The organism is Caballeronia sp. INML3B, assembly GCF_023631305.1.
In the GTDB taxonomy this organism is placed as follows: domain Bacteria; phylum Pseudomonadota; class Gammaproteobacteria; order Burkholderiales; family Burkholderiaceae; genus Caballeronia; species Caballeronia turbans.
In genome coordinates, this window is record NZ_JALQDI010000040.1 from 321,165 (window position 1) to 347,158 (window position 25,994).

20 protein-coding genes are annotated in these 25,994 nt (G+C 65.3%); 13 read left to right on the forward strand and 7 right to left on the reverse strand.

Translation table 11 applies throughout. From position 1 onward, the window contains the following. The first annotated feature begins 19 nt into the window (after positions 1-19). Entirely contained in the window at positions 20-1,489 is a 1,470-nt protein-coding gene (locus NCS58_RS17120; RefSeq protein WP_061115883.1) for a cytochrome P450, read from the forward strand. Between the two features lie 5 nt (positions 1,490-1,494). Here the strand turns inward: NCS58_RS17120 and NCS58_RS17125 are convergent, their stop codons facing one another. After that, positions 1,495-2,133 carry a helix-turn-helix domain-containing protein gene (locus NCS58_RS17125; protein WP_061115882.1) on the reverse strand — a complete coding sequence of 213 codons (639 nt, stop codon included), beginning with the start codon at positions 2,131-2,133 and terminating at the stop codon, positions 1,495-1,497. A gap of 237 nt (positions 2,134-2,370) precedes the next feature. Here NCS58_RS17125 and NCS58_RS17130 point away from each other — a divergent pair, with 237 nt between their 5' ends. From NCS58_RS17130 to NCS58_RS17165, 8 genes are all read left to right on the forward strand, one after another. Continuing rightward, positions 2,371-3,870 (forward strand): aldehyde dehydrogenase family protein, encoded by a 1,500-nt coding sequence (locus NCS58_RS17130; protein ID WP_061115881.1) that lies wholly within the window; start codon positions 2,371-2,373, stop codon positions 3,868-3,870. A 7-nt stretch (positions 3,871-3,877) separates the two neighbouring features. After that, positions 3,878-5,050 (forward strand): FAD-binding oxidoreductase, encoded by a 1,173-nt coding sequence (locus NCS58_RS17135; RefSeq protein ID WP_061115880.1) that lies wholly within the window; start codon positions 3,878-3,880, stop codon positions 5,048-5,050. A 264-nt stretch (positions 5,051-5,314) separates the two neighbouring features. Beyond that, complete coding sequence (locus NCS58_RS17140; protein WP_061115879.1) at positions 5,315-5,506, forward strand: hypothetical protein; 192 nt, start codon at positions 5,315-5,317, stop codon at positions 5,504-5,506. A gap of 309 nt (positions 5,507-5,815) precedes the next feature. After that, positions 5,816-6,202: a PaaI family thioesterase gene (locus tag NCS58_RS17145; protein WP_061115878.1), complete on the forward strand. Its 387-nt coding sequence runs from the start codon at positions 5,816-5,818 to the stop codon at positions 6,200-6,202. 17 nt (positions 6,203-6,219) lie between these two features. Further along, entirely contained in the window at positions 6,220-7,137 is a 918-nt protein-coding gene (locus NCS58_RS17150; protein WP_061115877.1) for a LysR family transcriptional regulator, read from the forward strand. Positions 7,138-7,256: 119 nt separating this feature from the next. Beyond that, positions 7,257-8,450, forward strand: coding sequence for a CaiB/BaiF CoA-transferase family protein (locus NCS58_RS17155; protein ID WP_061115876.1), 1,194 nt, complete (start codon positions 7,257-7,259; stop codon positions 8,448-8,450). Continuing rightward, positions 8,447-9,394, forward strand: coding sequence for a hydroxymethylglutaryl-CoA lyase (locus NCS58_RS17160; protein WP_061115875.1), 948 nt, complete (start codon positions 8,447-8,449; stop codon positions 9,392-9,394). The genes NCS58_RS17155 and NCS58_RS17160 overlap by 4 nt, the downstream gene beginning before the upstream one ends. A gap of 32 nt (positions 9,395-9,426) precedes the next feature. Next, positions 9,427-10,764 carry an MFS transporter gene (locus tag NCS58_RS17165; RefSeq protein WP_061115874.1) on the forward strand — a complete coding sequence of 446 codons (1,338 nt, stop codon included), beginning with the start codon at positions 9,427-9,429 and terminating at the stop codon, positions 10,762-10,764. A 77-nt stretch (positions 10,765-10,841) separates the two neighbouring features. Here the strand turns inward: NCS58_RS17165 and NCS58_RS17170 are convergent, their stop codons facing one another. Both NCS58_RS17170 and NCS58_RS17175 read right to left on the reverse strand, forming a co-directional pair. Continuing rightward, positions 10,842-13,241 (reverse strand): phosphoketolase, encoded by a 2,400-nt coding sequence (locus NCS58_RS17170; protein WP_061115873.1) that lies wholly within the window; start codon positions 13,239-13,241, stop codon positions 10,842-10,844. A gap of 235 nt (positions 13,242-13,476) precedes the next feature. After that, complete coding sequence (locus NCS58_RS17175) at positions 13,477-14,766, reverse strand: hypothetical protein (RefSeq protein WP_061115872.1); 1,290 nt, start codon at positions 14,764-14,766, stop codon at positions 13,477-13,479. A gap of 171 nt (positions 14,767-14,937) precedes the next feature. On the opposite strand from NCS58_RS17175, the gene NCS58_RS17180 reads away from it, so the two are divergent. Beyond that, positions 14,938-19,317: a DEAD/DEAH box helicase gene (locus tag NCS58_RS17180; RefSeq protein WP_061115871.1), complete on the forward strand. Its 4,380-nt coding sequence runs from the start codon at positions 14,938-14,940 to the stop codon at positions 19,315-19,317. A 36-nt stretch (positions 19,318-19,353) separates the two neighbouring features. Here NCS58_RS17180 and NCS58_RS17185 read toward each other — a convergent pair whose 3' ends face one another. Further along, on the reverse strand, positions 19,354-19,575 hold the full coding sequence (locus NCS58_RS17185) for a hypothetical protein (protein WP_061115870.1): 222 nt from the start codon (positions 19,573-19,575) through the stop codon (positions 19,354-19,356). Between the two features lie 456 nt (positions 19,576-20,031). On the opposite strand from NCS58_RS17185, the gene NCS58_RS17190 reads away from it, so the two are divergent. Beyond that, positions 20,032-22,176, forward strand: a complete 2,145-nt coding sequence (locus NCS58_RS17190; protein WP_061115869.1) for a serine/threonine protein kinase — start codon at positions 20,032-20,034, stop codon at positions 22,174-22,176. A 7-nt stretch (positions 22,177-22,183) separates the two neighbouring features. Here NCS58_RS17190 and NCS58_RS17195 read toward each other — a convergent pair whose 3' ends face one another. Both NCS58_RS17195 and NCS58_RS17200 read right to left on the reverse strand, forming a co-directional pair. Further along, complete coding sequence (locus tag NCS58_RS17195; RefSeq protein WP_061116099.1) at positions 22,184-22,996, reverse strand: class I SAM-dependent methyltransferase; 813 nt, start codon at positions 22,994-22,996, stop codon at positions 22,184-22,186. 71 nt (positions 22,997-23,067) lie between these two features. Next, entirely contained in the window at positions 23,068-23,565 is a 498-nt protein-coding gene (locus tag NCS58_RS17200) for a phasin family protein (protein ID WP_250477413.1), read from the reverse strand. Between the two features lie 269 nt (positions 23,566-23,834). Here NCS58_RS17200 and NCS58_RS17205 point away from each other — a divergent pair, with 269 nt between their 5' ends. Further along, on the forward strand, positions 23,835-24,026 hold the full coding sequence (locus tag NCS58_RS17205) for a DUF2964 family protein (protein WP_061115867.1): 192 nt from the start codon (positions 23,835-23,837) through the stop codon (positions 24,024-24,026). A 15-nt stretch (positions 24,027-24,041) separates the two neighbouring features. Here the strand turns inward: NCS58_RS17205 and NCS58_RS17210 are convergent, their stop codons facing one another. Then, entirely contained in the window at positions 24,042-24,416 is a 375-nt protein-coding gene (locus NCS58_RS17210) for a DUF3564 family protein (protein WP_061116098.1), read from the reverse strand. A gap of 583 nt (positions 24,417-24,999) precedes the next feature. On the opposite strand from NCS58_RS17210, the gene NCS58_RS17215 reads away from it, so the two are divergent. Then, positions 25,000-25,989, forward strand: coding sequence for a zinc-dependent alcohol dehydrogenase family protein (locus NCS58_RS17215; protein WP_061115866.1), 990 nt, complete (start codon positions 25,000-25,002; stop codon positions 25,987-25,989). The last annotated feature ends 5 nt before the right edge of the window (positions 25,990-25,994 follow it).

Sequence of the window (25,994 nt, forward strand, 5' to 3'; positions counted from 1 at the left end):
AGCCCTCGCGAGGCCGATCATGAACGCAGCATCCGTCGGCACATCCCTGCGCGAAATCGATGATTTGCCGTCGCCGCGCGGCCTGCCGCTATTGGGCAACCTGCATCAATTGCCGCCCGCCACGCACCATCTGACGCTGGAGCGCTGGGCCGCCGAACTCGGCACGCCCTACGTGTTCCGCCTGGGCACGACGCCCGTCACCGTGTGGAACGACATCGAGCTTTCCCACGCCGTGATGCGCGAGCGGCCGCATCGTTACCGCCGCTATGCGCCCATCGAAAATATCCTGAAAGAGTTCGGCTGCAACGGGCTCTTCTCGATCGAGGGCGCGGCCTGGGAGCCGCAGCGCCGCCTCGTGATGCAGGCGCTGTCGATTCCCCACATCAAGGCGTTCTACCCCACGCTCGCCGCGATCACCGAGCGGCTGCGGCGGCGCTGGGAAGCCGCGGCGCGGGCGGGGCGCGTGGTCGACATGACCGATGATCTTAAGCGCTTCACCGTCGATGTGACGAGCGCGCTCGCGTTCGGCGAAGATCCGAATACGCTGGAAAACGAGCGAGTGCTGATCCAGGAGCAACTGGCGCTGCTATTGCCGATGCTGATGACGCGCGTGAACGCCCCCTTCGCCTACTGGCACTACGTGAAGTTTCCGCGCGACCGCAAGTTCGATGAAGCAATGATCGACGTGCATCGTCATATCCGCGAGTTGATGTCGAGGGCACGCGCCCGGATGCGCGAGGAGGCGGCGGTCGAAGCGTGCGAGACGCCGCTCGAAGAGACAGCCCGTGCGCCGCGCAATCTGCTCGAAGCGATGCTCACCCTGCGCGATGCGCCCGGCTCCGGCATCACCGACGACGAAGTCGCCGCCAACGTGCTGACGATGCTCGTCGCGGGCGAGGAAACGACCGCGACGTCGATCGCGTGGGCGCTCTTCTTTCTCGGCACCGACGACGCGTTGCAGGCGCGCGTCGCCGCACAGGCGCGGCAGGTGCTCGGCGGCTCGGCCGTGTGTCCGAGCTATGGCGCGATGCGCGAACTCGACCTGTGCGAAGCGGTGTGCACGGAAGCAAGCCGCCTGCATCCGGTTGCGCCGTATATGTCGCTCGAGCCCCTCGAGGAAGTGCGGCTTCAGGGCGTGCGCCTCGCCGCCGGAACGAAGATGTTCATGCTTCACCGGCCCGCGATGATGGACCCGGACAATTACGCCGATCCCGAACGCTACGACCCCGACCGATGGCTGCATGATCATCGGCATGAAGACGCGGCGTCGGAGCGCGGTGCGCACGAACCGCGCGCCTACCTGCAATTCGGCGCGGGGCCGCGCGTGTGCCCGGGGCGGCATCTGGCGGCGGTAGAGATGCGCCTCGTCGTGTCCATGCTCACGGCGAACTTCACCGCGCAACTCGCCACGAATCCCGCCGATATCCGGGAAGTCTGCACATTTACCGTGGTCCCGAGCGAAATGCCGATGCGTCTCACTTTGCGTTAGCGGCGCTAGCCGGCGCCCACTGCATCGGGGGCGGCGGAGGATGCCGGCACGCCGCCGCCCGTCGCCATCCACAGCACCTCGGCGTCTTCCTCGCTCGTCGAAATGGCCGCGTGGCCGGTGCGACTGTCGAAATAGATGCTGTCGCCGGCATTCAGATGTGTCGGCGCGTAGAGTTCGGAGTAGAGGCACACGCTGCCGCTTATGACGTAGAGAAACTCTTCGCCTTCGTGACGGCCCCAGTCGTCGAACGCATCGAGCGTGTGTGCGGAGATGCGGATGCGGAACGGCAGCATCGCCTTGTGCGCGAGCTCGGTTGCGAGCAATTCCATTTGATAGCCTCGATACGCGTGGCGCTGACCTTCGTTGCGGCGCGTGAGCGCTCGCCGGCCGCTTGCATTCAGCGCCGGCGCCGTGCCGAACAGTTCGGCGAGATCGATCTGCAGGCCGCGCACGATTTTCTGCAGCACGTCGAAAGTGGGCGACATCAACCCGTTTTCGATCTTCGACAGCGCCGAGCGCGACACGCCACACAGCCGGCTCGCGGTTTCGAGCGTCAGATCATGCGCGAGCCGCGCGCGCCTTACCCGGTGTCCCAGATCGGAAGCGGACTGTTCGGGCGAATTTTTTAGACTGAGACTGGGCATAAGGAGGAGCTGTTTTGTTTCCGATCATAACATCGGGCAAGCGCGGACCGCGTAACCTCGCGACGTTGCGAAACAAGCCGAATCTACCGTCGCAAAAGGGGCTGCGCATGAGGGACAACCCCAATATTGTCCGTTGTTGTGAGCGGCGACGGCAGCGCGTATAGTTGCCGGACTTACGAAAGTTTCTTATCAGAAACTTCCGCCAGAAGAACGGACCCGCGTCAAAAGGACATCACCGTGAACACACAATCGATTCTTTCCGACCTCGGCATCGCGAGCCTCGTGACCGATGGCGACATCGCCGTCACTTCACCGATCACGGGCGGAGTCATCGGCCGGGTGAAGCAGAACACCACCGCCGACGTGGACGCCGCCCTCGGCGCCGCGCGCACCGCGTTCGCCGCATGGCGCAATGTGCCCGCACCGCGACGCGGCGAACTCGTGCGTTTGCTCGGAAATCGCCTGCGCGAGAAAAAGGAGGCGCTCGGCCGCCTCGTGTCGCTCGAAGCGGGCAAGATTCTCCAGGAAGGCCTCGGCGAAGTGCAGGAGATGATCGACATCTGCGATTTCGCCGTCGGTCTCTCGCGCCAGTTGTACGGGCTGACGATCGCGTCGGAGCGCCCCGGCCATCGCATGGCGGAGACGTGGCACCCGTTCGGCGTGTGCACGATCATCTCGGCGTTCAACTTTCCGGTCGCGGTGTGGTCGTGGAACGCCGCGCTCGCGCTCGTGTGCGGCAATTCGGTCGTGTGGAAGCCGTCGGAGAAAACGCCGCTCACCGCGCTCGCCGTCGATCGCATTCTGCGCGACGCCATCGAAGAATTCGGCTCCGCGCCAGAGGGCCTTGCGTCGGTGATCATCGGCGGACGCGATGTCGGCGCGGCGCTCGTCGCGGACAAGCGCGCCGATATCGTCAGCGCCACGGGCAGCACCGAAATGGGCCGCAAGGTCGGCGTCGCGGTGGCGGAGCGCTTCGGCCGCTCGATTCTCGAACTGGGCGGCAACAACGCGGGCATCGTCTCGCAGACCGCCAATCGCGATCTCGCGCTGCGCGGCATCCTGTTCTCTGCGGTCGGCACGGCGGGGCAGCGCTGCACGTCGCTGCGGCGTCTCTTCGTGCATGAAAGCATCTACGACGACACCGTCGCGCGCCTGAAGGATCTCTACGCGAAGGTGCCCGTCGGCAATCCGCTCGAGCAGGGCGTGCTCATGGGACCGCTCATCGACGTACAGGCATTTGCGCGCATGCAGGACGCGCTCGAGCAGGCGAAGGGCGAGGGCGGCAAGGTGTTCGGGGGCGAGCGCGTCGCCGTGACGGGCCACGAAAACGGCTACTACGTGCGCCCGGCGCTCGTCGAAATGCCTTCGCAAACCGACGTCGTGCTGAAGGAAACCTTCGCGCCGATCCTCTACGTGATGCGCTATGCCGACTTCGATGAAGCCATCGCCGCGAACAACGCCGCCGCGCACGGCCTGTCGTCGTGTGCGTTCACGACGGACCTGCGCGAAGCCGAGCGCTTCCTGTGCGCATCGGGCAGCGACTGCGGCATCGCCAACGTGAACATCGGGCCGAGCGGCGCGGAGATCGGCGGCGCATTCGGCGGCGAGAAGGAAACCGGCGGCGGCCGCGAATCGGGCTCGGATGCGTGGAAGGCCTACATGCGCCGCGCGACCAACACGATCAACTACTCGTCGGAATTGCCGCTCGCGCAGGGCATCGACTTCAATCTGAGCTGAGGGCGATGTGAGTTCGAGCGTTGTCATCGTAGGCGGCGGTGTGATCGGCAGCTCGGTCGCGTATTTCCTGCGCGCATCGGACCCGACGGTGCAGGTCACGGTGATCGAACGTGATCCGACTTACGCGCGCTCGTCGTCGGCGCTCTCGGCGGCGTCGATCCGGCAGCAGTTCTCGACGCCGCTCTCCGTGCGCATGTCGCTCTTCGGCATCGAGTTCCTGCGCTCGATCGGCGAGCGGCTCGAAGTGAACGGCGAGCGTCCGTCCATCGATCTGCACGAAGGCGGCTATCTCTTCCTCGCGACGGCGCCGGGCGAAGCGACGCTGCGCGAGAATCACGCGCTGCAACGCGAACTGGGCGCGGACATCAGCCTCCTGGATTCCGCGCAGCTGCGCGCGCGCTTTGCCTGGCTCAATACGGACGACCTCGCCGCGGGCACGTTCGGCGAAAGCGGCGAAGGCTGGTTCGACGGCTACGGTCTCGTGCAGGCGCTGCGGCGCAAGGCGCAATCGCTCGGCGCGCGTTATGTGACGACGGAAGTCGTCGGCATCGGGCGTGAAGGACGGCGCGCGACGACCGTGCGTGCGGCCAACGGCGAAACCTATGCGTGCGATGTCGTCGTGAACGCGGCGGGCGCGTGGTCGCGCGGGATCGCGGCCATGCTCGGCATCGACATTCCGGTGTATGCACGCCGGCGCAGCATTTTCAACGTGTCGTCGCCGGCGAAGCTCGAACGCGCGCCTTTGCTGATCGATCCGACCGGCGTCTATTTCCGTCCGGAAGGGCGCACGTATATCTGCGGCACGTCGCCCTCGGCGGACAACGATCCTGACGACCTGCCGCTCGACGAAGTCGATCACGCGCTCTTCGACGACGTAATCTGGCCGACGCTCGCGCATCGCGTGCCGGCGTTCGAGGCGCTGCGTGTCGAACGCTGCTGGTCCGGCTATTACGAATACAACGTGCTCGACCAGAACGCGATCATCGGCAGTCATCCGGATCTGGAGAACTGCATTTTCGCGAACGGATTCAGCGGACACGGCCTGCAGCAAGGCCCGGCGACGGGACGCGGCGTGAGCGAGCTGATTTTGCGCGGACGCTACGAGACGATCGATTTATCGCCGCTCGACTGGACGCGCGTACTCGAAGGGCGGCCGATCATCGAAAAGAATGTCGTTTAACTGATAGAGGACTGGAAATAGCCGTTTTCCATAACCGATCAATTAAGTGCCCGGTCATTTGCACCGGGCATTTTTTTAGCTACGGAAATAGACAAGCGGATTGAAAACGGGCAGGTATGCGTTTCGAACGGGCATTCTTATCATCATCGTCATGCTGGCCTGCGAAGTCCATCAACGTAATCCACTAGGGCCAGCCGCTTTCGAGAAGCGCATTCTGGAAGCATCGAAACGTTTTTTCCGCGCTTTATATAAAGGAGATAAAACATGGAAGCGAATACGAGCGCGCATTTCTATGCCTGGATCGACGACGGCGAACTGCCGCCGGACACGAGCGTTCCGGTGTCGCATCGTTCCAGCCAGGTATCGGCAGAACCCGAATATGTCGCCGAAATTTGCGGACGCTTCGGGAAGACCGAAGAGGAGAAAAATTCCTGCGTGATTCGCGGGTACAACTGACGTCTTTAATGCAGAGTGTTGCGCGCGTGATACGGCGTGTCACGAAGGAGTTCAAAGCGCGTATGAACGCGCTTCCGCGCGATTCATGACGTGACTTCATGAAACGCAATATGCCGGTCGCAAAGACCGGCACTGCGGATTTTGTGTGCGTTGACAAACGGAATTGTTTTCAATCGACGTTGTGTAAATCGAGACCCGCCGCGCGCGGGTTTTTTCATGCACGGCGCGCTTTGCAGGATGCCTTGCGCTCGGCAGCGCGCGCCCGTCGGTGGCACAATCGCCCGCACCGCAGGCATATCAGGAGCAGAGGTGGCGAACCTCGATCTCGACAATCCGTTTCTCGAAGCGCTCGGCGCGACCTTCACCGAATGGCGCGCAGGCTACGCCGAATTCACGATGCTGATCCACGCGGGGCATCTGAACCGGCAGCGCATCCTGCAGGGCGGCGCGATCGCCACGCTGCTCGATGCGGCATGCGGCTACGCGGGCCTCTTCACGACCGGCACCGCGCCCGTGCACGGCTTCACGCTCTCGCTCACCGTGAACTATCTCGATCGCGGCATCGGCGACAAGGTCGTGGCGAAAGGTTTCCTCGAGCGACAGGGACGCTCCGTGTATTTTGCGCGCGGCGAGGCGTGGGTCGACGATCGCGTGATGATCGCGAGCGCCCAAGGCACCTTCAAATACGCGCGCTGATCCCGGCGCGTCCGACGATGGCCACCCGGAATCTCCTCAGACGGCTCGACCTCACGACACTTCAACTCTTTCTCGCGGTGTTCGAGGAAGGCACGCTCACGCGCGCAGCCGAGCGCGAGGCGATCGCGGTGTCGGCGGCGAGCAAGCGGCTCCTCGAACTGGAGCAGGCGGTCGGCGCCGCGCTTTTCGAGCGCAAGGCGCGCGGCATGGAACTGACGCCCGCGGGCGAAACGCTTCTTCATCACGCGCGACGGGTGTTGCGCGATGTCGAAAACATCGGCATCGAACTCGCCGAGCATGCGAGCGGCGTGCGCGGCTATGTGCGGATGATGGCGAACCTGTCCGCGATCGTCGAATTCCTGCCGGAAGACTTGCGCGCGTTTTCATCCATGCACGACCAGATCAAGATCGATCTCGAAGAGCGGCCGAGCGGCGGCATCGTGGAAGGCGTCGCGGACAGTCTCGTCGATCTCGGTATCTGTTCCGGCGATGCCGACACGCGCGGACTCGAAAGCGCCCATTACCGTCATGATCGGCTGGCGATCGTCGTGCCCGGCGATCATCCGCTCGCGCCGCGTGCGAGCGCGGCGTTTGCGGAAACGCTCGATTTCGATCACATCGGCCTGCATTCGGCGAGCTCCATCAACATGCGCACGCATCTCGCGGCGCGGCAGGCGGGCCGCGCGCTGCGGTTGCGCATCCACGTGCCCGGCTTCGACGCCGTGTGCCGCATGGTGCAGGCCGGCATGGGCGTGGGCGTCCTGCCGTTGCAGGTGTTCGAAGCGATGGGCCGCCAGCTCGGGCTCGCGGCTGTCGCGCTCGAAGACGAATGGGCCGCGCGCAGTCTCGTGATCGTCGTGCGCGATTCGGCTGCGCTTTCGCCCGTGAGCCGCCTGCTCTTCGATCATCTGCGGACCGTCGAAGCGCGCGGCTAGCGCTCGGCTTCGCCCGAGCGTTCGCGTTTCGCGAACGGTCCTTGCCGAAATGCGGTTGGACGCACGCGAGCGTTCGCCAATAAGCTTGTCTCCACAGTACAACTCAGGAGACGAGCAGCATGAGCGGACCCCTTCAGGGCATTCGCGTCATCGAAATCGGCACGCTGATCGCGGCGCCCTTCGCGGCGCGCATGCTGGCCGAGTTCGGCGCGGAAGTCATCAAGATCGAAGCGCCGAAGAGCGGCGATCCCCTTCGCAAATGGCGAAAACTTCACGAGGGCACGTCGCTCTGGTGGTATCTGCAATCGCGCAACAAGAAATCGGTGTGCGTGAATCTGAAATCGCCCGAGGGCGCGGACGTCATCAAGCGGCTGGCTGCGGATGCGGACATCGTCATCGAAAACATGCGGCCCGGCGCGCTCGAAAAGCTCGGCCTCGGATGGGACGTGCTGCACGCGATCAATCCGAAGCTCACGATGGTCCGCATCTCCGGCTACGGCCAGACGGGCCCGTATCGCGACCGGCCGGGCTTCGGCGCGATCGGCGAGGCGATGGGCGGCATCCGCTACACGACGGGCGACGCCGAAGGCCTGCCTGCGCGCGTCGGTGTGAGCCTCGGCGATTCGCTGGCGTCGCTGCACGGCGTCATCGGCGCGCTGATGTCGTTGCTGCGCGTGAAGACCGGTCAGGGCGACGGACAAGTGGTCGATGTCTCGCTCGTCGAAAGCGTGTTCAACCTGATGGAAAGCCTCGTGCCCGAATACGATCTGCTCGGCCATGTGCGCGAGCGCAGCGGCGGGGCACTGCCGGGCATTGCGCCGTCGAACACGTATCGCACGGAGGATGGCGGCTTCGTCGTGATCGCGGGCAACAGCGATCCGATCTACCGGCGTCTGATGCACGTCATCGGCCGCGCCGATCTCGCCGACGATCCCGCGCTCGCTCACAACGACGGCCGTGTGAAGCAGAGCGCGATGCTCGACGAAGCGATCACCGCCTGGACCTCGCATCACTCGATGGACGACGTGCTCGCGACGCTCGAACGCGAGGAGGTGCCCTCGGGCCGCATCTATTCGGTCGCGGACATCGTCGGTGACGCGCATTACCAGGCGCGCGACATGATCCTGCAGGCGGATTTGCCGGGCGGCGCATCGGTGAAGATGCCGGGCATCGTACCGAAGCTCTCCGACACGCCGGGCGAAGTGCGCTGGCAAGGTCCGGCGCTAGGCGAGCATACGCAATCGGTAATGGAATCGCTCGGCTTCAACGACGCTGAAGTGCAGCGGCTGCGCGCCGAAGGAGCGGTGCAATGAATCATGCATACAAAGAACCGCTGATCGTCCAGGAAGTCGCGCCGCGCGACGGCTTGCAGATCGAGAAGCAATGGCTCGAGACGGAAGACAAGGTCGCATTGATCGATGGTCTCTCGGCGTGCGGCTTCACGCGTATCGAGGCGGGCTCGTTCGTGTCACCCAAGGCGATTCCCGCGCTGCGCGACGGCGACGCGGTATTCAACGGGATCCGGCGCGAAAAGGGCGTGATCTATGTCGCGCTCGTGCCGAACGTGAAGGGCGCGGAACGTGCGCTCGCCGCTCACGCCGATGAACTCAATCTCGTGATGTCCGCGAGTCAGACGCATAACCGCGCGAACATGCGCATGAGTTGCGAGGCGTCGCTGGCCGGCTTCGGCGATGTCGTGCGGCTCGTCCAGCGTGCGGGTTCCACGGTTTCGCTGAACGCCACGGTGGCTACTGCGTTCGGCTGCCCGTTCGAAGGGCGCATCGACGAGGACCGCGTCGTGTCGATCGCGCGGGCTTATCGGGAGATGGGCATCGACGGCATCACGCTCGCCGATACGACCGGCATGGCCAATCCGCGCCAGGTCGCGCGGCTCGTTGCGCGCGTGCTCGACGACATGCCCGCCACGCACCTGACGCTGCACTTTCACAACACGCGCGGGCTCGGCCTCGCCAATGTCCTCGCCGCCTATGAAGCAGGCGCGCGCCGCTTCGACGCCGCGCTCGGCGGCCTCGGCGGGTGTCCCTTCGCACCGGGCGCGTCGGGAAACATCTGCACCGAAGACCTCGTGAACATGTGCGAGGAGATGGGCATTCCGACGGGCGTCGATCTGCAGAAGCTGATCGCGCTGTCGCGCACGCTGCCCGCGCTCGTCGGACATGACGTGCCGGGACAAGTCGCGAAGGCGGGACGAAATTGCGATCTGCATCCGGTGCCCGATTACGTGCGGGCCATCTGAATCACAAGACCAGAACAATATTGGAGACAACCATGAGCGATCTGAGCGTAGGCGCGGCAAACAAGCCGCAGGCAATCGAAAATACCGCGGACATCATCCGCAAGGTGGCGTGGCGGCTGATGCCGCTCATCATGCTGTGTTATCTCTTCGCGTTCTTCGACCGCATCAACATCAGCTTCGCGAAGTTTCAGCTGCAAAGCTCGCTCGGCTTTTCCGATACGGCTTACGGCCTTGGCGCGAGTCTTTTCGTGATCGGTTATGTGCTGTTCGAAGTGCCGAGCAACATGTTGCTCTACAAGGTCGGCGCGCGGCGCTGGATCGCGCGCATCATGATTTCCTGGGGCATCGCAACCGCCCTCATGGTTTTCGTGCAGACGGAGTGGCAGTTCTACGGACTGCGCTTCATCATCGGCGCGATGGAGGCAGGCTTCGCGCCGGGCGTGCTGTATTACCTGACGTTGTGGTTTCCGGCGAGCTATCGCGGGCGCATCACGTCGCTGCTGTTTCTCGCGTCGGCGTTTTCGGGTCTGGTCGGCGCGCCGCTTTCGGGTCTCGTGCTCGGTCATATGAACGGCGTGTTCGGCATCGCGGGGTGGCACTGGCTGTTCCTGCTCGGCGGCCTGCCGTGCGTGCTGCTCGGCGTGCTGGTGCTGAAGGTGCTGAAGGACCGCATCGATGACGCCGCGTGGCTCACGAGCGCGGAAAAGACCTGTCTGAAGAGTCAGATTTCGACGCAGAGCCAGCATACCGACACCGGCCATTCGCTGTTCGGCGCGATCAAGACGCCTGGCTTCCTGATGCTCGGCCTGATCTACTTCCTGATCCAGATCGCGTCGTATGGCCTGAACTTCTGGGCGCCGCACCTGATTCGCGCGGCGGGCACGCAGAATCCGACGATCATCGGTCTCCTGACGGCGGTGCCGTACATCTGCGGCGCGATCTGCATGGTCGTGGTCGGCCGCATGTCGGATCGCTCGGGCGAGCGCCGCAAGTTCGTCGCGATACTGCTCGTGATGGCCGCGGCGGGCTTCTTCGCGGCGGGCATCTTCGACAAGCAGACGACGCTTCTCATCGCCGCGCTCGGCGTGATGGGCGCGGGCGTGATCGCGTCGATCCCGGCGTTCTGGGCGCTGCCGCCGAAGCTCCTGACCGGCGCGGGTGCGGCGGGCGGCATTGCGCTGATCAACACGCTGGGGCAACTGGGCGGCATCGTGAGCCCGGTGATGGTCGGCCGCATCCGCGACACGATGGGCAGCACGACGCCCGCGCTGTACGCGATCGGCGCGATGAGCGTGGTGTGCGCGCTGTTGCTGCTGTTCGGATTGCCGCAGTCGCTCAGGCAGCGCGATCATTCGGAGCACACGGGCTGACGCGGCACCTGTCGCGAAGGTCAGAACGCCCGGCGGAACCTCGTTCATCCGCCGGGCGTTTTCTCATCTGTCCCGCCTCAACCCTTCCACGTCCACTCACGAATCTCGTCGCGGTCGATGCCTTCTTCGTGCGCGTACCGCACGCTCTCGATGATCTGATTCTTGAGCCATTCCTTCGTGTGCGCGCTGCTGCCGGCGATGCGCGGCACGCGGTCGATCACGTCGATCGCAAGCGTGAAGCGATCCACGCCGTTGATGATCGCGAGCTCGAACGGCGTGTTGATGTTGCCCCGCTCGCGATAGCCATGCACGTGCATGTTCTCGTGATTCGTGCGGTTATACGTGAGCTTGTGCACGAGCGTGGGGTACGAGTGGAAATTGAAGATCACCGGTTTGTCGCGCGTGAAGATCGAATCGAAATCGCGGTGCGACAGGCCATGCGGATGGTCCGTATCCGGCAACAGCCTGAAGAGATCGACGACATTGACGAAGCGGATTTTCAGGTCCGCGCAGTTGGCCTTCAGGATCTCGACGGCCGCGAGCGCTTCCATCGTCGCGATATCGCCCGCGCACGCGATCACGACATCCGGCTCCGCGCCCTGATCCGTCGACGCCCAGTCCCAGATGCCGATGCCCTTCGCGCAATGCACGATGGCCTCGCGCATGCTCAGATACTGCAAGTGCGGCTGCTTGTCCGCGACGATCACGTTCACATAATCGTGCGAGCGCAGGCAGTGATCCGCGACGCTCAGCAGGCAGTTTGCATCGGGCGGCAGATAGATGCGCACGACGCCCGGGCTCTTGTTCGTGACGACATCGAGGAAGCCCGGGTCCTGATGCGTGAAGCCGTTGTGATCCTGGCGCCACACGAGCGACGTGATGAGCAGATTGATCGACGGCACCGGCGCGCGCCAGCGAAGCTCGTTCTTCGCCTTTTCGAGCCACTTGGCGTGCTGGTTGAACATCGAGTCGATCACGTGCACGAACGCTTCATAGGTTGCGAAGAGACCGTGGCGGCCGGTCAGCACGTAGCCTTCGAACCAGCCTTCGAGCGTGTGCTCGGAGAGCATTTCCATGACGCGGCCATCGATGGAGAGCGCGCCGCCATCTGCGTCCTCGGGCAGCGTCTGTGCGAGCCAGCGCTTGCCCGATGCTTCGTACACGCCATCGAGCTTGTTGCTTGCGGTTTCGTCCGGGCCGAAAAGACGGAAGCTCGTCATGTTGCGACGGATGACGTCGCGCAGGAAGGTGGCGAGCACGGCGGTCGGCGACTGATAGACACTCGCCGCGCGCTTGAACTCGAACGCGTAATCGCGGATATCGGGCAAGTCGAGCGATTGGCGCAGCACGCCGCCGTTCGCGTGCGGATTGGCGCTGATGCGCCGCGCGCCTTCGGGCGCGAGCGCGCGTAGCGTCTCGATCAGGCGGCCGTCTTCATCGAACAGTTCTTGCGGCCCGTAGCTGCGCAGCCAGTTCTCGAGCAGCGCGAGATTGCGGTGATTGCTGGCCGGATCGGCGATCGGCACCTGATGCGCGCGCCAGAAATTCTCGACCTTATGACCATCCACTTCCTTCGGCCCGGTCCAGCCTTTCGGTGTGCGCAGGACGATCATCGGCCAGCGCGGGCGCGTCACGTCTTGCGGATTGGCGCGCGCGTTGGCCTGTATCGCGCGGATATCGGCGATGCAGCGTTCGATCGTCGCGGCCATGCGCTGGTGCATCGTCCGAGGCTCGTCGCCTTCGACGAAATGCGGCGCGTAGCCATAGCCTTTGAAGAGATCTTCCAGTTCGTCGTGCGGAATGCGCGCGAGGATCGTCGGATTGGCGATCTTGTAGCCGTTCAGATGGAGGATCGGCAGCACGGCGCCGTCCGTCGCCGGATTGAGGAACTTGTTCGAATGCCAGGACGTGGCGAGCGGGCCGGTTTCCGCTTCGCCGTCACCGACGACCGTCGCGACGATCAGATCCGGATTGTCGAACGCCGCGCCGAACGCATGCGAGAGGCTGTAGCCGAGCTCGCCGCCTTCGTGTATCGATCCCGGCGTTTCCGGCGTGCAATGCGAGCCGATGCCGCCCGGCGACGAAAACGCGCGAAACAGCCTGAGCATGCCGCGCTCGTCGGCGCTGCGGTCGGGATAGATTTCCGAGTAATGGCCTTCGAGCCAGGAATTGGCGAGCGTCGCGGGCGCGCCGTGGCCGGGGCCGGAGACGAACAGCACATTCAGGTCGTCGCGCCTGATCAGCCTGTTCAGATGCACCCACACGAACGACTGGCCGGGGTCCGAGCCCCAATGACCGAGCAGCCGGCGCTTGATGTGCTCGGGCTTCAGGGGCTCGCGCAGCAGCGGATTCGCGCGCAGGTAGATCATGCCGACCGACAGATAATTGCAGGCTCTCCAGTAGGCGTCGATTCGTGCGAGGAGGTCGGGGTCGAGGGGCGTGGCGAGAGCGGTCGTGCGGGTGACGTCGTCGTTCAATTGCGTCTCCTTGAGAAGTGGGAGGATTGGTCGAGCGTCGTGCGTGCGCGTTCGCGTTCGCGCAAGATCGGATCCCGCGCGCTGTTCAATGATCGGAAACGTGTGTGGCGTTATGTTGGCAAGGACGGGCACGGCGCGCGAATCGGGCGCATCGGGCGCATCGGGCGCATCGGGCGAATCGGGCGCCGCCCTGAAACATCATAAGGCGGCTTGGGCGTTCTGACAGGCGGGTGCGTCACTCCATCGCCCGATGGCGGAGGTCGTGGTCCATCATAAGTGCCCGGTTGTCTTCCCACATGCCGAAATAGTGGACCATGAAGCTGTCCGGGCGCCGATAGATCCACGGCGTGTTGATGTCGATGAAAGACGACACGTGCACGTCCGGCAGCTCCTCGAATGCGCGAATGAACTGATGCTGATCGCCCTGGCTCGCGTAGACATGTGACTTGTCTTCCAGCCTTGCACACTCATCTATCACGCGTGCAAAGGCGTCGTAGTTTTGCTGATTGCGCTGAAAGCCCATGATGCCGGAATTGAAGCGCCACGTGCCCATATCTCTCGCAAGCACCGTTTGGCGCCCGTGCGTAAAGGGTTCGAGCCGCTGGTTCATGTCGTTGATGAGCACGTCGGCGTCGAGCCAGAACACCCATTGATGGTTCGGCAGGTACTCGCGCAGCAGCGCGGCCTTGAACCAGTTGCCGGAGGTCTTGCCGTCGTTCAGCTGCGCGGGAATATCGCGATGGACGTAGAGCGTGTATCCCTGACGCTCGCAGTAACGCCTGAAGTTCGCCTCCGCGATCCGCCCGTAGCCCGCGACGTTCGGCGTATAGAGCGTGACGATCGCAATCGGGCGGTTCGGCTGGAAAACGCTGTGCGCCGAAGTTTCGCGCACGCCGGTGTCGGTGAGCGTCAGATAGGGCAGGCCCCGCGCGCGGCATTCGTTGATGTGTTCGAGGAGCGCCGTGCGAAACCGCCGATGCTGTTTGTCGTCCTGGATGCTGACGGAGAACGCCGGCCAGTTGGCCCAGACGCTTTGGAGGTTCGACGCAGCCGGAACGACCACGAAGACATCGCCGATGCGGTGCTGAACCGGACACGCGGTGAAGTTGTGCAGCAACCCGGCCTCGCGCTCCGGCAGCACGACCCCGTAACGGCAACGTCCGACGAGATCCGCGACCTTCTCGCGGACCGTCGGCGTGTTGCGGAACATGAGGATGTCCGTCTGCGGCAGATCCGAATCGCTGCAAACGAGCAGCCAGTCACGGCCCGCCATGAGGTCGGTCAGGGGCGTCGAGCGCAGAAGGGCGGCGTTCTCGCTCAGCAGCAGCACGATTTCGTTGGGCTGGGCCTGTTGCAGATGGCGCAGGAGCGTTTCGTACTTGTAGAGCCAGCGCACGGCGTTGTTGCTGCCGGACAGTTCGGACAGGTCGAGCTCGACGTGGCGGTAGCCGTGCTCGCGCGCATAGTGGCGATGATTGACGAGCGCGGCGCGCGCGCGGTCGAACAGAAGGCTGATGACGATCATGGAAGCTGTGAACGAATGGAAATTACGCGAGGACGCACGCCGGGGCGACGCGCCGAAGCCGCTCGAATGAGCGAACCGTCTAGCATCGCCGGAAGAACGATCGGCTCGGATGGGAACGTTCCGAAAACCGCACGCAATACGCCATTTCTCAAGCACTCATAGAATGTCCCGATGACCCGAAAATCCGCTTCCGCGACCGACGCCTTGCAGGGCTTCCATCCCGCCGTCGCCGGCTGGTTCCGTTCGCGCTTTCCCGCCCCGACCGCGGCGCAGGCGCGCGCGTGGCCGCTCGTGCACGCCCGCCGCTCGACGCTCGTCGCCGCGCCGACGGGCTCGGGCAAGACGCTCACCGCCTTTCTCGCCGCCATCGACGAACTCGTGCGCGACGGCATCGCGCTCGGCGGGACACTGCCGGACGAGACGCGCGTCGTGTACGTGTCGCCGCTCAAGGCGCTGTCGAACGACATTCATGTGAATCTGGAGGAACCGCTCGCGGGGATCGCACAGACGCTGCGTGAATCCGGCGTGGCCGCGCCCGAGATTCGCGCGGCCGTGCGCACCGGCGACACGACGCAGCAGGAGCGCAACGCGGTGAAAAAGCGCCCGCCGCATATCCTCGTGACGACGCCCGAATCGCTTTACGTGCTGCTTTCGTCCGATTCGGGCCGCGCGATGCTCTCGACCACGCGCACCGTGATCGTCGATGAAATCCACGCGGTCGCGGGCAGCAAGCGGGGTTCGCACCTGAGCCTTTCGCTCGCGCGGCTCGACGCGCTGTGCGAGGACGCGGGCGGCCAGCGCCCGGTGCGCGTCGGCCTGTCGGCCACGCAAAAGCCGATCGAGCTCGTCGCGAAGTTTCTCGCCGGCGAGGGTAGCGAGGGCGGCGCCTGCGAAATCGTCGACGTGGGCCACGTCCGCGCGCGCGATCTCGCGCTCGACATCCCGCCGATGCCGCTCCAGGCGATCATGTCCAACGACATGTGGGAGCGCGTCTACGACCGGCTCGCGGAGCTCGCCGGGCAGCATCGCACGACGCTCGTTTTCGTCAACACGCGCCGCATGGCGGAGCGCGCGGCGCGGCATCTGACCGAGCGTCTAGGCAAGGAAGCGGTCGCGGCGCATCACGGCAGCCTCGCGCGGGAACATCGGCTGGACGCGGAACAGCGGTTGAAGCGCGGCGAGCTGCGCGTGCTCATCGCTACGGCGTCGCTGGAACTGGGCATCGATATCGGCGAGGTCGATCTCGTCTGCCAGCTCGGTTCGCCGGGGTCGATCGGCGCGTTCCTGCAGCGCGTCGGGCGTTCGGGGCATCACGTCGGCGGCGTGCCTAAAGGACGGCTTTTTCCGACTTCGCGCGACGATCTGATCGAATGCGCAGCGCTGCTCGACTGCGTGCGTCGCGGCGAGCTCGACGCGCTGACGATTCCGCGCGCGCCGCTCGACGTGCTCGCCCAGCAGATCACCGCCGAAGTCGCGTGCCGGGAGTGGGGGGAAGACGAACTCTTCGAGCGCATCACGCGGGCGTATCCGTACGCGACGCTCGACCGCGCGCATTACGAGGCCGTGCTGCGCACGCTCGCCGAAGGCTATACCGGCCGGCAGGGCGTGCGCGGGGCCTACGTGCATCGCGATGCCGTCTCGCGCACGTTGCGCGGCAGGCGCGGCGGCAAGATGACTGCGGTGACCTCGGGCGGCGCCATTCCCGACAACGCCGATTTCGCCGTGATCCTCGAGCCGCAGGGCCTGCAGATCGGCACGGTGAACGAGGATTTCGCCGTCGAGAGTCTCGCGGGCGATATCTTTCAGCTCGGTAATACGTCGTACCGGATCGTGCGCGTGGAAGGCGGGCGCGTACGCGTGGAGAACGCCAATGGCCAGCCGCCGAACATTCCGTTCTGGCTCGGCGAAGCGCCGGGCCGCAGCGACGAGCTGTCTCACGCGATATCGAGGCTGCGCGGCGAGATCGACGTGCGGCTCGCGCAAGGCAGCGTCGACGAAACCGTCGCGTGGCTGGCGGACGCGACGGGCATCGGCATCGAACCGGCGCGGCAGATCGTCGATTATCTGGCGCGCTCGCGTGCCGCGCTCTCGGTGCTGCCGACGCAGGACACGCTCGTCATGGAGCGCTTCTTCGACGAATCCGGCGGCACGCAGCTCGTGATTCACGCGCCGTTCGGCAGCCGTGTGAATCGCGCGTGGGGTCTCGCGCTGCGCAAGCGCTTTTGCCGCACGTTCAACTTCGAATTGCAGGCGGCGGCCACCGAGGATGCGATCGTGCTGTCGCTGACGGGCAGCCACAGCTTCGCGCTCGACGACGTCTGGCGCTATCTGAAATCAGCGACGGCGGAACACGTCCTGATCCAGGCGCTGCTCGACGCGCCGCTTTTCGGCGTGCGCTGGCGCTGGAACGCGACCAACGCGCTCGCGCTGCCGCGCTACAGCGGCGGGCGCAAGGTCGCGCCGCAATTGCAGCGCATGAAAAGCGAGGACCTGCTGGCGGCGGTGTTTCCGGACCAGGTTGCGTGCGCGGAGAACATCGCGGGCGAGCGCGACGTGCCTGCGCATCCGCTCGTCGAGCAGACCATCGACGATTGCCTGCACGACGCGATGGACAGCGACGCGTGGCTCGCGCTTTTGCGACGCATCGAAACGGGCGATGTGCGGCTCGTCACCCGCGAGTTGCCCGCGCCGTCGCCGCTCGCGGCCGAAATTCTGTCGGCGCGTCCCTACGCGTTCCTCGACGATGCGCCGATCGAGGAACGCCGCACGCAGGCCGTGCTCGCGCGCCGCTGGACCGATCCGCGCTCGGCGGACGATCTCGGCGCGCTCGATCCCGAAGCGATCGCGAGCGTGCGCGACGAGGCGTGGCCAGAGGTCACGAGCGCCGATGAAATGCACGAGGCGCTGACGACGCTCGCCTGCATCGCCGAAACCGAAGCGCAGCGCAGTCCCCAATGGCCCGCATGGCTCGAATCGCTGGCGCGCTCCGGCCGCGCGACGCGCCTGAGAGTCGCGGAGCACGACGCGTTGTGGACGCCCGTCGAGCGTCTCGCGTGCGTGCGCGCCGTCTACGGGCACGCGCCGATGCACCCCGCGCTGCACCCGCCGCCCGGCTTCGACGACGCCTGGGCGTCCGACGATGCGCTCGTCGAGATCGTGCGCGCGCGCTTGTCGGGCTTCGGACCGCTGACGGTGCCCGAGATCGCGCGACCGCTCGCGCTGCCCGCTTCGGCGATCGCGCTGGCGTTGACGCGGCTCGAAGCGCAGGGCTACGTGATGCGCGGACGCTTCACGCCGGGCGCTCAGGCCGACGAATGGTGCGAGCGGCATCTGCTCGCGCGGATTCATCGCTATACGGTGCGGCGGCTGCGCCGCGAGATCGAGCCCGTCGAGCGGCAGGATTTCATGCGCTTTCTGCTCGAATGGCAGCGCGTCGCGCCCGAGGCGCAAGGCGAGGGCCGCGACGCGCTGGGTGCCGTGCTGGAACAGCTCGAAGGATTCGAGGCGCCCGCCGTCGCATGGGAGGACGAAATCCTGCCGGCGCGCATTGCCGATTATTCGGGAATCTGGCTCGACGATCTCTGCCGAGCCGGCAAGCTCGTGTGGACGCGCCCGGCGGGACGTTCGCGCGCGTCGGGCGGCCCGGTGCGCGGCACGCCGATCGTGCTGCTGCCGCGCCGTCACCTCGGCGCGTGGAATGCGCTCATGCGCCCGGACGAAGCGCCGCAGCTTTCGTCGCGGGCCGAACGCGTCTTCGATGCGCTGAAAGCCCACGGCGCGATGTTCTTCGACGAGCTTCTCGGCGACGTGCGGCTCCTGCGCACCGAACTCGAAGACGCGCTCGGCGAACTCGTCGCGCTCGGACTCGTCAATGCCGACAGCTTCGCGGGCCTGCGCGCGCTCCTCGCGCCAGCGGCGAAGCGCAACGCGTTCGCGCGTCGTCCGAGGCGCGGCGGGCTCTTTATCGGCGGAATGGACGATGCCGGGCGCTGGGCACTGCTGCGCCGCGCAAAGCAGGACGATACGCGCGAGGAAGGCGATCTCGAGCACGTCGCGCTGACGCTCTTGCGCCGATATGGCGTCGTGTTCTGGCGGCTGCTGGAGCGCGAGGCCGAATGGCTGCCGCCGTGGCGCGATTTGCTGCGCGTCTATCACCGGCTGGAGGCGCGCGGCGAGATCCGCGGCGGGCGTTTCGTCGCCGGGCTCGCGGGCGAGCAGTTCGCGCTGCCCGACGCGGTGCCCCTTTTGCGCGACATGCGCAAACGGCCGAAGGACGGCGCGTTCGTCGCGCTCTCGGCGGTCGATCCGCTCAATCTCGTCGGCACCTTGCTGCCGGGCGAGAAAGTGCCGGCGCTCGCGGGCAATCGCGTGCTGTATCTCGACGGCCTGCCGGTCGGCGCGGTCGTCGCCGGCAAGACACGTTATTTCGGCGATGTCGAAGGAGAAGGGCGCGAGCGCGTGCGGCTCGCGCTCGTCAAACGCTCGGCGCGCTCGCTCGGTACGTCGTTCGGTAGCGGGATGACGGGCACCGGCTTGCCGGTGCGCCATTGACGCAGCGAGGGAGGCGGTCCCTCGCTGAAGGCGACGTCACTTCTTCGCGACGATTCTGGTCGTGAACGGCCCGGTCTGCACGGCCGGCACGTCCTTCACCGGCACGCCCGGATAGTCGACGACACGATTCACGTTCGACGCCGGCCGGAAGCGAAACGACGCCCGCACGCCATCGCGCGCACCGCCGACGATCGTGTGCATCGCCTGCCTGTCGAGTTCGACGCTGTCGGCGAGATCCCTGATTTTGAGGACGGCCATGGATGTTTCCTCCAGAGTGGGGAGTCGTAGTCGAGTATAGACAATCCGGCTTGCCGCACCGGACCGACTCCACGATCCGGCGCGCCATACATCGGACGGCAAACGCCAATGGCGGCGAAAGGCGCGAGCCTTCTGCCGCAAAGACGTTCGCCTCTAGCGAATGCGAAAGCCGTGCCAAAGCGCGATGTAACGCCAAAAATCGCGTAAGACCATGATTTGCCGACGTTTTATTCGACGCCGCCGGCATTGGGGAGGCTGATTAAGCGCGGGATCTGCCTGCGCCGCGCCGACACTCGCCGCCGATATGTCGGTCTCCGAACGACATGTGCGCGACGCCGCGCATGATCGCAAACGCCATTTGCGAAAGCGTCAGGCGAAGGCTAGTATCGAACGAGCACCGGGGTTTTGTTACGACAAGTAAGTTCGATCGATTCGGAGCCGCATCGCGACGCACAGATGACAAGTTTTGCGCAAGCGATTCGTACTTATCGGGGCGACGGCGGGTCGCGCGACGAGTTCTTTGCGGGAGTGGACGGCGCATTGGCGACCGAGCAGACTCCGGCAAAGCGGCTCATGGAGATCCTCGACGAGGAGCACGCGGCGCGACCCTTGCCGCCCGACATTTATGCGGCTATCCGCCGCCGCATCGAGCACGCGGCGCGCATGCACCCGGAAGCCGATTCCCCCACGGGCCCCGCGAGCCGCGACGAGACGCGTCTGCAAACATCACCGGGCTTTGCGCCGCCGCCGTCGCGCGATCCGAGCAGCGGCACCGGCAGCCAGGCGACGCAGGTGATCGCCGATCACGATCAGCAGATGAAAGGCGTCGGCGACACGCTCAACAGCCGCTTCGTGCTCGAAGAATGTCTCGGCATCGGCGGGATGGGCACCGTCTACAAGGCGCTCGACCTGCGCAAGCTGGAAGCGTCGGACCGGCGGCCGTATGTCGCGATCAAGGTGCTCAATCTCCAGTTCCGCGGCAATCCGAAATCGCTGATCGCGCTGCAGCGTGAAGCGCGCAAGGCCCAACAGCTCGCGCACCGGAACATCGTCACCGTATACGACTTCGATCGCGACGGCCAGATCGTCTATCTGACGATGGAATATCTCTCCGGCCAGCCGCTGTCCCGATTGCTTCGGAACCCGAATTTCAAGGGCATGCCGTTCTCCGAGGTCTTCCCGATCTTCAAGGGCATGGCCAACGCGCTCGCCTACGCGCACGAGCGCGGATTCGTTCATTGCGATTTCAAGCCGCCCAACGTGTTTCTGACGGACACGTCGGAAGTGAAGGTGATCGACTTCGGCATTTCGCGCGTCATTCAACGGCCCGAGGAAGAGACCGAGGCGACCGTGTTCGATCCCGGCAGCCTCGGCGCGATGACGCCCGCGTACGCGAGCCCGGAAATGATGGAGCATCGCGAACCTGATCCGCGTGACGATATCTATGCGCTCGGCTGCATCACCTATGAACTGCTGACGGGCAAACACCCGTTCGACCGCGTGCCCGCGCTGCAGGCGAAGAGCGCGGGCATGAAGCCGCAGCGCCCCGAGCATCTCGGCAACAGGCAGTGGAAGGCGCTGAAGGCCGCGCTCGCGTTCGAGCGCGAGGCGCGCACGCCGAGCGTCGTGCAATTCCTCGAAGAGATCGCCGAGGAGCACGCCGGCCCGACCACGGGCCGCAAGGCGAAGAAGGGCGGCGCGCCGAAGCTCGCGATCGGCGCGGCGGCGGTCGTGGCGGCGTTGATCGCGGGGGCGGGCTACTACTTCTACGAGCAGTCGGGCGCAGGCGAGGAAGCCGCGCGCGAAGCGCCGTCACGGTCGTCCGAGGGCAGCGCCACGGGCGCGGTGACGCCGCACGCGCCCGAGACCGCGGCGCCGGCTTCCAGCGTGGCGGTCACGCCCGCCGTGCCGCCGACGCCCGTTCCCCAGCTCACGATGGCGGCCGTCACGCCTGTGCTCGCGAGCGTGCCGTGTTCGGCGCTCGTCGCGTCGGTGCACGATCAGACCGTCGACGTGCAGGGCTTCGTGTCGCAGAAGTTCGGTCTCGCGCGCCTGAAAGAGGCGCTCGGCCGCGTGCCAGGCGTGAAGACCACGAACTTCGGCGTGCAGCAGGTCGCCGACGACAAATGCGACCTGCTCAAGGTGTTCGGCCCGTTCTGGACGGCCAACCGGCAGTCGGGCAGGCCGGCGTCGGTGCATACGCGTTCGCGCGCGACGCGCCTCACCGAAGGCGATCCGCTGATCGTCGATCTGATGACGCCCGCGTTCGAGTCCTACGTCAGCGTCGACTACTACATGCTCGATGGCAGCGTCGTGCATCTGGTGCCCAATTCGCGCTCGCGCGACAACCAGGCGCCGGCGAACTACACGGCGACCATCGGCACGATGGGCGACTGGGTCGTCGGCAAGCCGTTCGGCTCGGAGATGATCGTGCTGACGGTCACGCCCGCGCCGCTCTTCGACTCGGCGCGCCCCGACAGCGAGGCGAAGCCCGAATATCTGCGCGCCGTAGAAAAGCGCCTCTCCGCGCTCGCGGGCAAGTACGGCCGCGACCGCGTGGCCGTCGATATTTTCCAGATCACGACGCAGGCCAGGAAATAACAGCGGCTCAGGGCTTGATCGCGGAGGCCAGCACGCAAGGCATCGGGATGAGCAGCTCGCCGTGCGCCGTGTAGGCCTTCACGCGCGTTTTCACTTCCTGCTCGATCGCGGCGAGCGCGCTCCTCGACTGCGCGCGCAGCAGCGCCGCCATGCGCACGCCGCCGTGCATCAATCCGTCGAGCGGCGTTTCGGGCAGCACGAGATGCCAGGTCTGCTCGACTTCGACGGCGCGCGCATCGACAAAGCCCGCTTCGGTCAGCACGCGCACGCATTCGCCGGGATCGCTGAAACGGAAGAAAGGCGGCGCGGGCGGCATGCCGACATCGGGCTTGCCGTGAAGCTGGATCGCGTCGAGCACCATGCCGAAGCCGACCGCACGCTCAGGCAGCGCCCACGCCGTGAACGCGACGCGGCCGCCCGCGCGCAGCACGCGCGCCGCTTCGCCGAGTGCGCGTTCGGGCTCGGGAAAATGCAGCATGCCGAAGCTGATCCCGACGGCATCGACGCTTTCGTCGTCGAACGGGAGATGGGCCGCGTCGGCGATCTGAAATTCGATCTCGGGATGAAGCTGGCGCGCATGCGCGATCATCGACGCGGAGAAATCGACGGCCGCCGCGGTCGCGCCGCGCTCGATCGCCGCCGCGGCGAGATAGCCGGGGCCCGCGGCGACATCGAGCATGCGCGTACCCGGACCGACTGCGAGCGCATCGAGCAGCGCGGGATGCGACTGAACGGTCAGCCTTCCAAAGTAATCCTCGTACGAGGGGACAACATGCTCCCAGCCGTTCTTCTCGAACGCCGCGAATTCATCGAATTGCATGACGCACCTCCGCTCGCCGCGCACGCGGCTTGCCATTGCCGGAGGCCGGGCCTCGTCAAGGACGCGCGAGGCTAGGTCTTGGGCTTCTCGATTGAAGCTTTCAGTTCCCTCAGGGCGTCTTCCATTCGCTTGCTCACGAGCGCATAGGCTTCCGCCTGGGTCTGCTGAGTGGTGCGCGCGATGTCCTGCATGTCGGCGAGTGCGTTGTGCAGCGCGCGTTGCACGACTTCATTGGCATTGAACGGAGGTTGAGTCGACGTGTTGGCGAGTTGTTTTGCGATGGTTTCCAGATCGCTCAAAGTCCGGCGCAGTATTTCGACCTGTTTGTCGCGCAGCGCTTCCATGCCGCCGAACGCGACGCGGTTGGTCGCCGCGAGCGCTTCGACGTCCTTGCGCCGCGATTCCATGATCGCGGTGACATCGAACCCTGGAAGCTGGTACTGCTGGAACATGGCGGCAAACTGGCTGAACGGGTCGCTGAAATTTTGATTCATCGTGCCTCCCCAGGATTCTGTCGGTCGAATGCGAGCCATTCTTGCGGGCAAAGGCGAGGATGGCCCGAGCAGCATGCGCCGTCCGCGAAATCATGCCAACCTGCAGCCGGCACCTGATACTACCAATATAAGCGTTGGAAACGGGCAAGGGAAAACACCAGAACGGGCGTTTTCTTGCGCAGCCCGGCGCGCGTGACGAGGCGGCGCAGCGGAGTACTGGCGAGGTTGATACAGGTCAAGCCATGCCGAGCCGCGCAAACGACCATGAATCATGGCGGCGCGACATCGACACGAGCGCGATGCGGTGAGTCGGGCCGGCGCCGCCCGACGGTCGGGAGAACATCATGATCAGGGGTGAAGGGCGCATTGTCGCGGCCTTGGGCGCCGTGTTCGTGACGCTGGGCGGCATCGATGCGGCGCTGCGCGGCCTGCTCTTCGACGAGACGGCCGTGATGTACTACGGCGTGCTCGCAATTCTCATCGGGGCTGCGTCGTTCGTCGTGATGCTTACGCCGTTGCCGGGCGACGAGCCCTGAGATTGCGCGTTCAGATCAGCCTCCCTCTTCGCCGGCGAAAACGCCGTGCTCCGCCTTGATCTGTTCGCGGTCGATGCACTGCACGTGCCAGCGTCCGGTGCTCTTCGTCGCCGCGCCGTCCGCATACCACAGCACGCGCCCCGCGAGACCTTCGCTCGGACCATCCGGTGCGTCGACGTCGAGGCGCTCCAGCACGCAGATCGGGTCGCCGACTTTCTGGCCGCAAATCATCGTGCCGTTCTTTCCCGAACGCAGGCCGCCCCAGTCCGGCACTTCCACCGCCTGGTGACCCTCGCGCGACCAGCGGCGGGTTTCCTTGTCGAGCCACAGGATGGCGAAAGCCGCCGATTGAGCGCCTTCGAAGCCATCCAGCTTGACCGTGATACGCATGTCATCCTCCATGAAACGATTCGATGGACGAGACGCTCAGCGCTTTCGCGCTGGCCATGAGCGCCGTCGGTTGAATGGCGGCTTGCACCGCGCGTATTGTTGAGGCGTTACAGCGCGGTCTGCGGAGACCGCGATCAAGGTTCGAACTGCGCGCGGCGGATAAGTTTTAAGCGCGGCGCATGTAATGGGTTCCATCGCCGAGGCGCTCTGAAACTTGCTGTGCCGCAACAGCAAAGACAGTCGAACCGATAAAGCAAGACCGATGCCGAAACATGTTCGCCGCGCACTTTCACATCGGCACTGCATGGGTTGAGTTTAGTACGACAATCTGACGCTTTGGAGACAAGCATCGGAGGCATATCGACGCATGTGGGCCTGAGTCCAACTCGATGAATGCGGCGCATCATCGGGCGATTGGGGGCTAGAACGACGCTCGTTGGTCGTGCACATGTGCACCACGTCGGCCTCGCGCGCCCCACGGCGACGCCGACACACGCGCTGCGCCGATGCGCGCTAAAACAAAAGCGCTGCGCTGCAATATCACGGCATGCATGCAGTAGCAACGAACTCAGGAGACGTATCCATGCGCGCAATGGTTTTCGACGGCAATGCCCCCGTTTTACAGATGCTCGACCTGCCGGATCCCACGCCGCATGCAGGCGAACTGCTCATCGACGTCCATGCGTGCGGCGTGTGTCGAACGGATCTGCATGTCATCGACGGCGAGCTCGCGCATCCGAAGCGGCCGGTGATTCCGGGGCACGAGATCGTCGGGACGGTCGCGCGACTCGGCGACGGCGTGACGGGCTTCGCGCCCGGCGATCGCGTGGGCGTGCCGTGGCTGGGTCACACGTGCGGACATTGCCGCTACTGCACAGCGGGCCGCGAGAATTTATGCGATACACCCGGCTTCACGGGCTATACGATCGACGGCGGTTATGCGGACCGCGTCGTCGCAGATGCACGTTACTGCCTGCATCTGCCGCAGCGATATTCGGATGTCGAAGCGGCGCCGCTCTTGTGCGCGGGACTCATCGGCTATCGCACGCTCGCGATGGCGGGCGATGCGCAGCGCATCGGCATCTATGGCTTCGGCGCGGCCGCGCATATCGTCGCGCAGGTGGCGAACCATGAGGGTCGCTCGGTCTATGCGTTCACGCGTCCCGGCGATACCGCCGCGCAACGGCTCGCGCTCACTCTGAAGGCGCATTGGGCGGGCGGCAGCGACGAAACGCCGCCCGACGAACTCGACGCCGCGCTCATCTTCGCGCCGGCCGGCGCGCTCGTGCCGGCGGCGCTCAAGGCGGTCGCGAAGGGTGGCGCCGTGGTGTGCGGCGGCATCCACATGAGCGACATTCCTGCATTTCCGTACGACCTGCTCTGGGGCGAGCGCCGCGTCATGTCGGTGGCGAATCTCACGCGCGAGGACGGGCGCGCGTTCATGGACATCGCCGGGCAGTTTCATCTGGATCTGCACACGACACCTTATCCGCTCGGCGAAGCCAACCGCGCGCTCGCCGATCTTCGCGAAGGCAGGCTCACGGGCGCGGCGGTGCTGACGGTCCGCGCGTAGTCCGG

What these genes read in the sequence shown, in the direction of transcription:
- NCS58_RS17215 (WP_061115866.1), top strand. Translation starts at nt 25,000, where the DNA reads ATGCGCGCAATGGTTTTCGACGGCAATGCCCCCGTTTTACAGATGCTC.
- NCS58_RS17120 (WP_061115883.1), top strand. Translation starts at nt 20, where the DNA reads ATGAACGCAGCATCCGTCGGCACATCCCTGCGCGAAATCGATGATTTG.
- NCS58_RS17165 (WP_061115874.1), top strand. Translation starts at nt 9,427, where the DNA reads ATGAGCGATCTGAGCGTAGGCGCGGCAAACAAGCCGCAGGCAATCGAA.
- NCS58_RS17160 (WP_061115875.1), top strand. Translation starts at nt 8,447, where the DNA reads ATGAATCATGCATACAAAGAACCGCTGATCGTCCAGGAAGTCGCGCCG.
- NCS58_RS17195 (WP_061116099.1), bottom strand. Translation starts at nt 22,996, where the DNA reads ATGCAATTCGATGAATTCGCGGCGTTCGAGAAGAACGGCTGGGAGCAT.
- NCS58_RS17175 (WP_061115872.1), bottom strand. Translation starts at nt 14,766, where the DNA reads ATGATCGTCATCAGCCTTCTGTTCGACCGCGCGCGCGCCGCGCTCGTC.
- NCS58_RS17185 (WP_061115870.1), bottom strand. Translation starts at nt 19,575, where the DNA reads ATGGCCGTCCTCAAAATCAGGGATCTCGCCGACAGCGTCGAACTCGAC.
- NCS58_RS17205 (WP_061115867.1), top strand. Translation starts at nt 23,835, where the DNA reads ATGATCAGGGGTGAAGGGCGCATTGTCGCGGCCTTGGGCGCCGTGTTC.
- NCS58_RS17180 (WP_061115871.1), top strand. Translation starts at nt 14,938, where the DNA reads ATGACCCGAAAATCCGCTTCCGCGACCGACGCCTTGCAGGGCTTCCAT.
- NCS58_RS17155 (WP_061115876.1), top strand. Translation starts at nt 7,257, where the DNA reads ATGAGCGGACCCCTTCAGGGCATTCGCGTCATCGAAATCGGCACGCTG.
- NCS58_RS17140 (WP_061115879.1), top strand. Translation starts at nt 5,315, where the DNA reads ATGGAAGCGAATACGAGCGCGCATTTCTATGCCTGGATCGACGACGGC.
- NCS58_RS17190 (WP_061115869.1), top strand. Translation starts at nt 20,032, where the DNA reads ATGACAAGTTTTGCGCAAGCGATTCGTACTTATCGGGGCGACGGCGGG.
- NCS58_RS17150 (WP_061115877.1), top strand. Translation starts at nt 6,220, where the DNA reads ATGGCCACCCGGAATCTCCTCAGACGGCTCGACCTCACGACACTTCAA.
- NCS58_RS17200 (WP_250477413.1), bottom strand. Translation starts at nt 23,565, where the DNA reads ATGCTGCTCGGGCCATCCTCGCCTTTGCCCGCAAGAATGGCTCGCATT.
- NCS58_RS17210 (WP_061116098.1), bottom strand. Translation starts at nt 24,416, where the DNA reads ATGCGTATCACGGTCAAGCTGGATGGCTTCGAAGGCGCTCAATCGGCG.
- NCS58_RS17125 (WP_061115882.1), bottom strand. Translation starts at nt 2,133, where the DNA reads ATGCCCAGTCTCAGTCTAAAAAATTCGCCCGAACAGTCCGCTTCCGAT.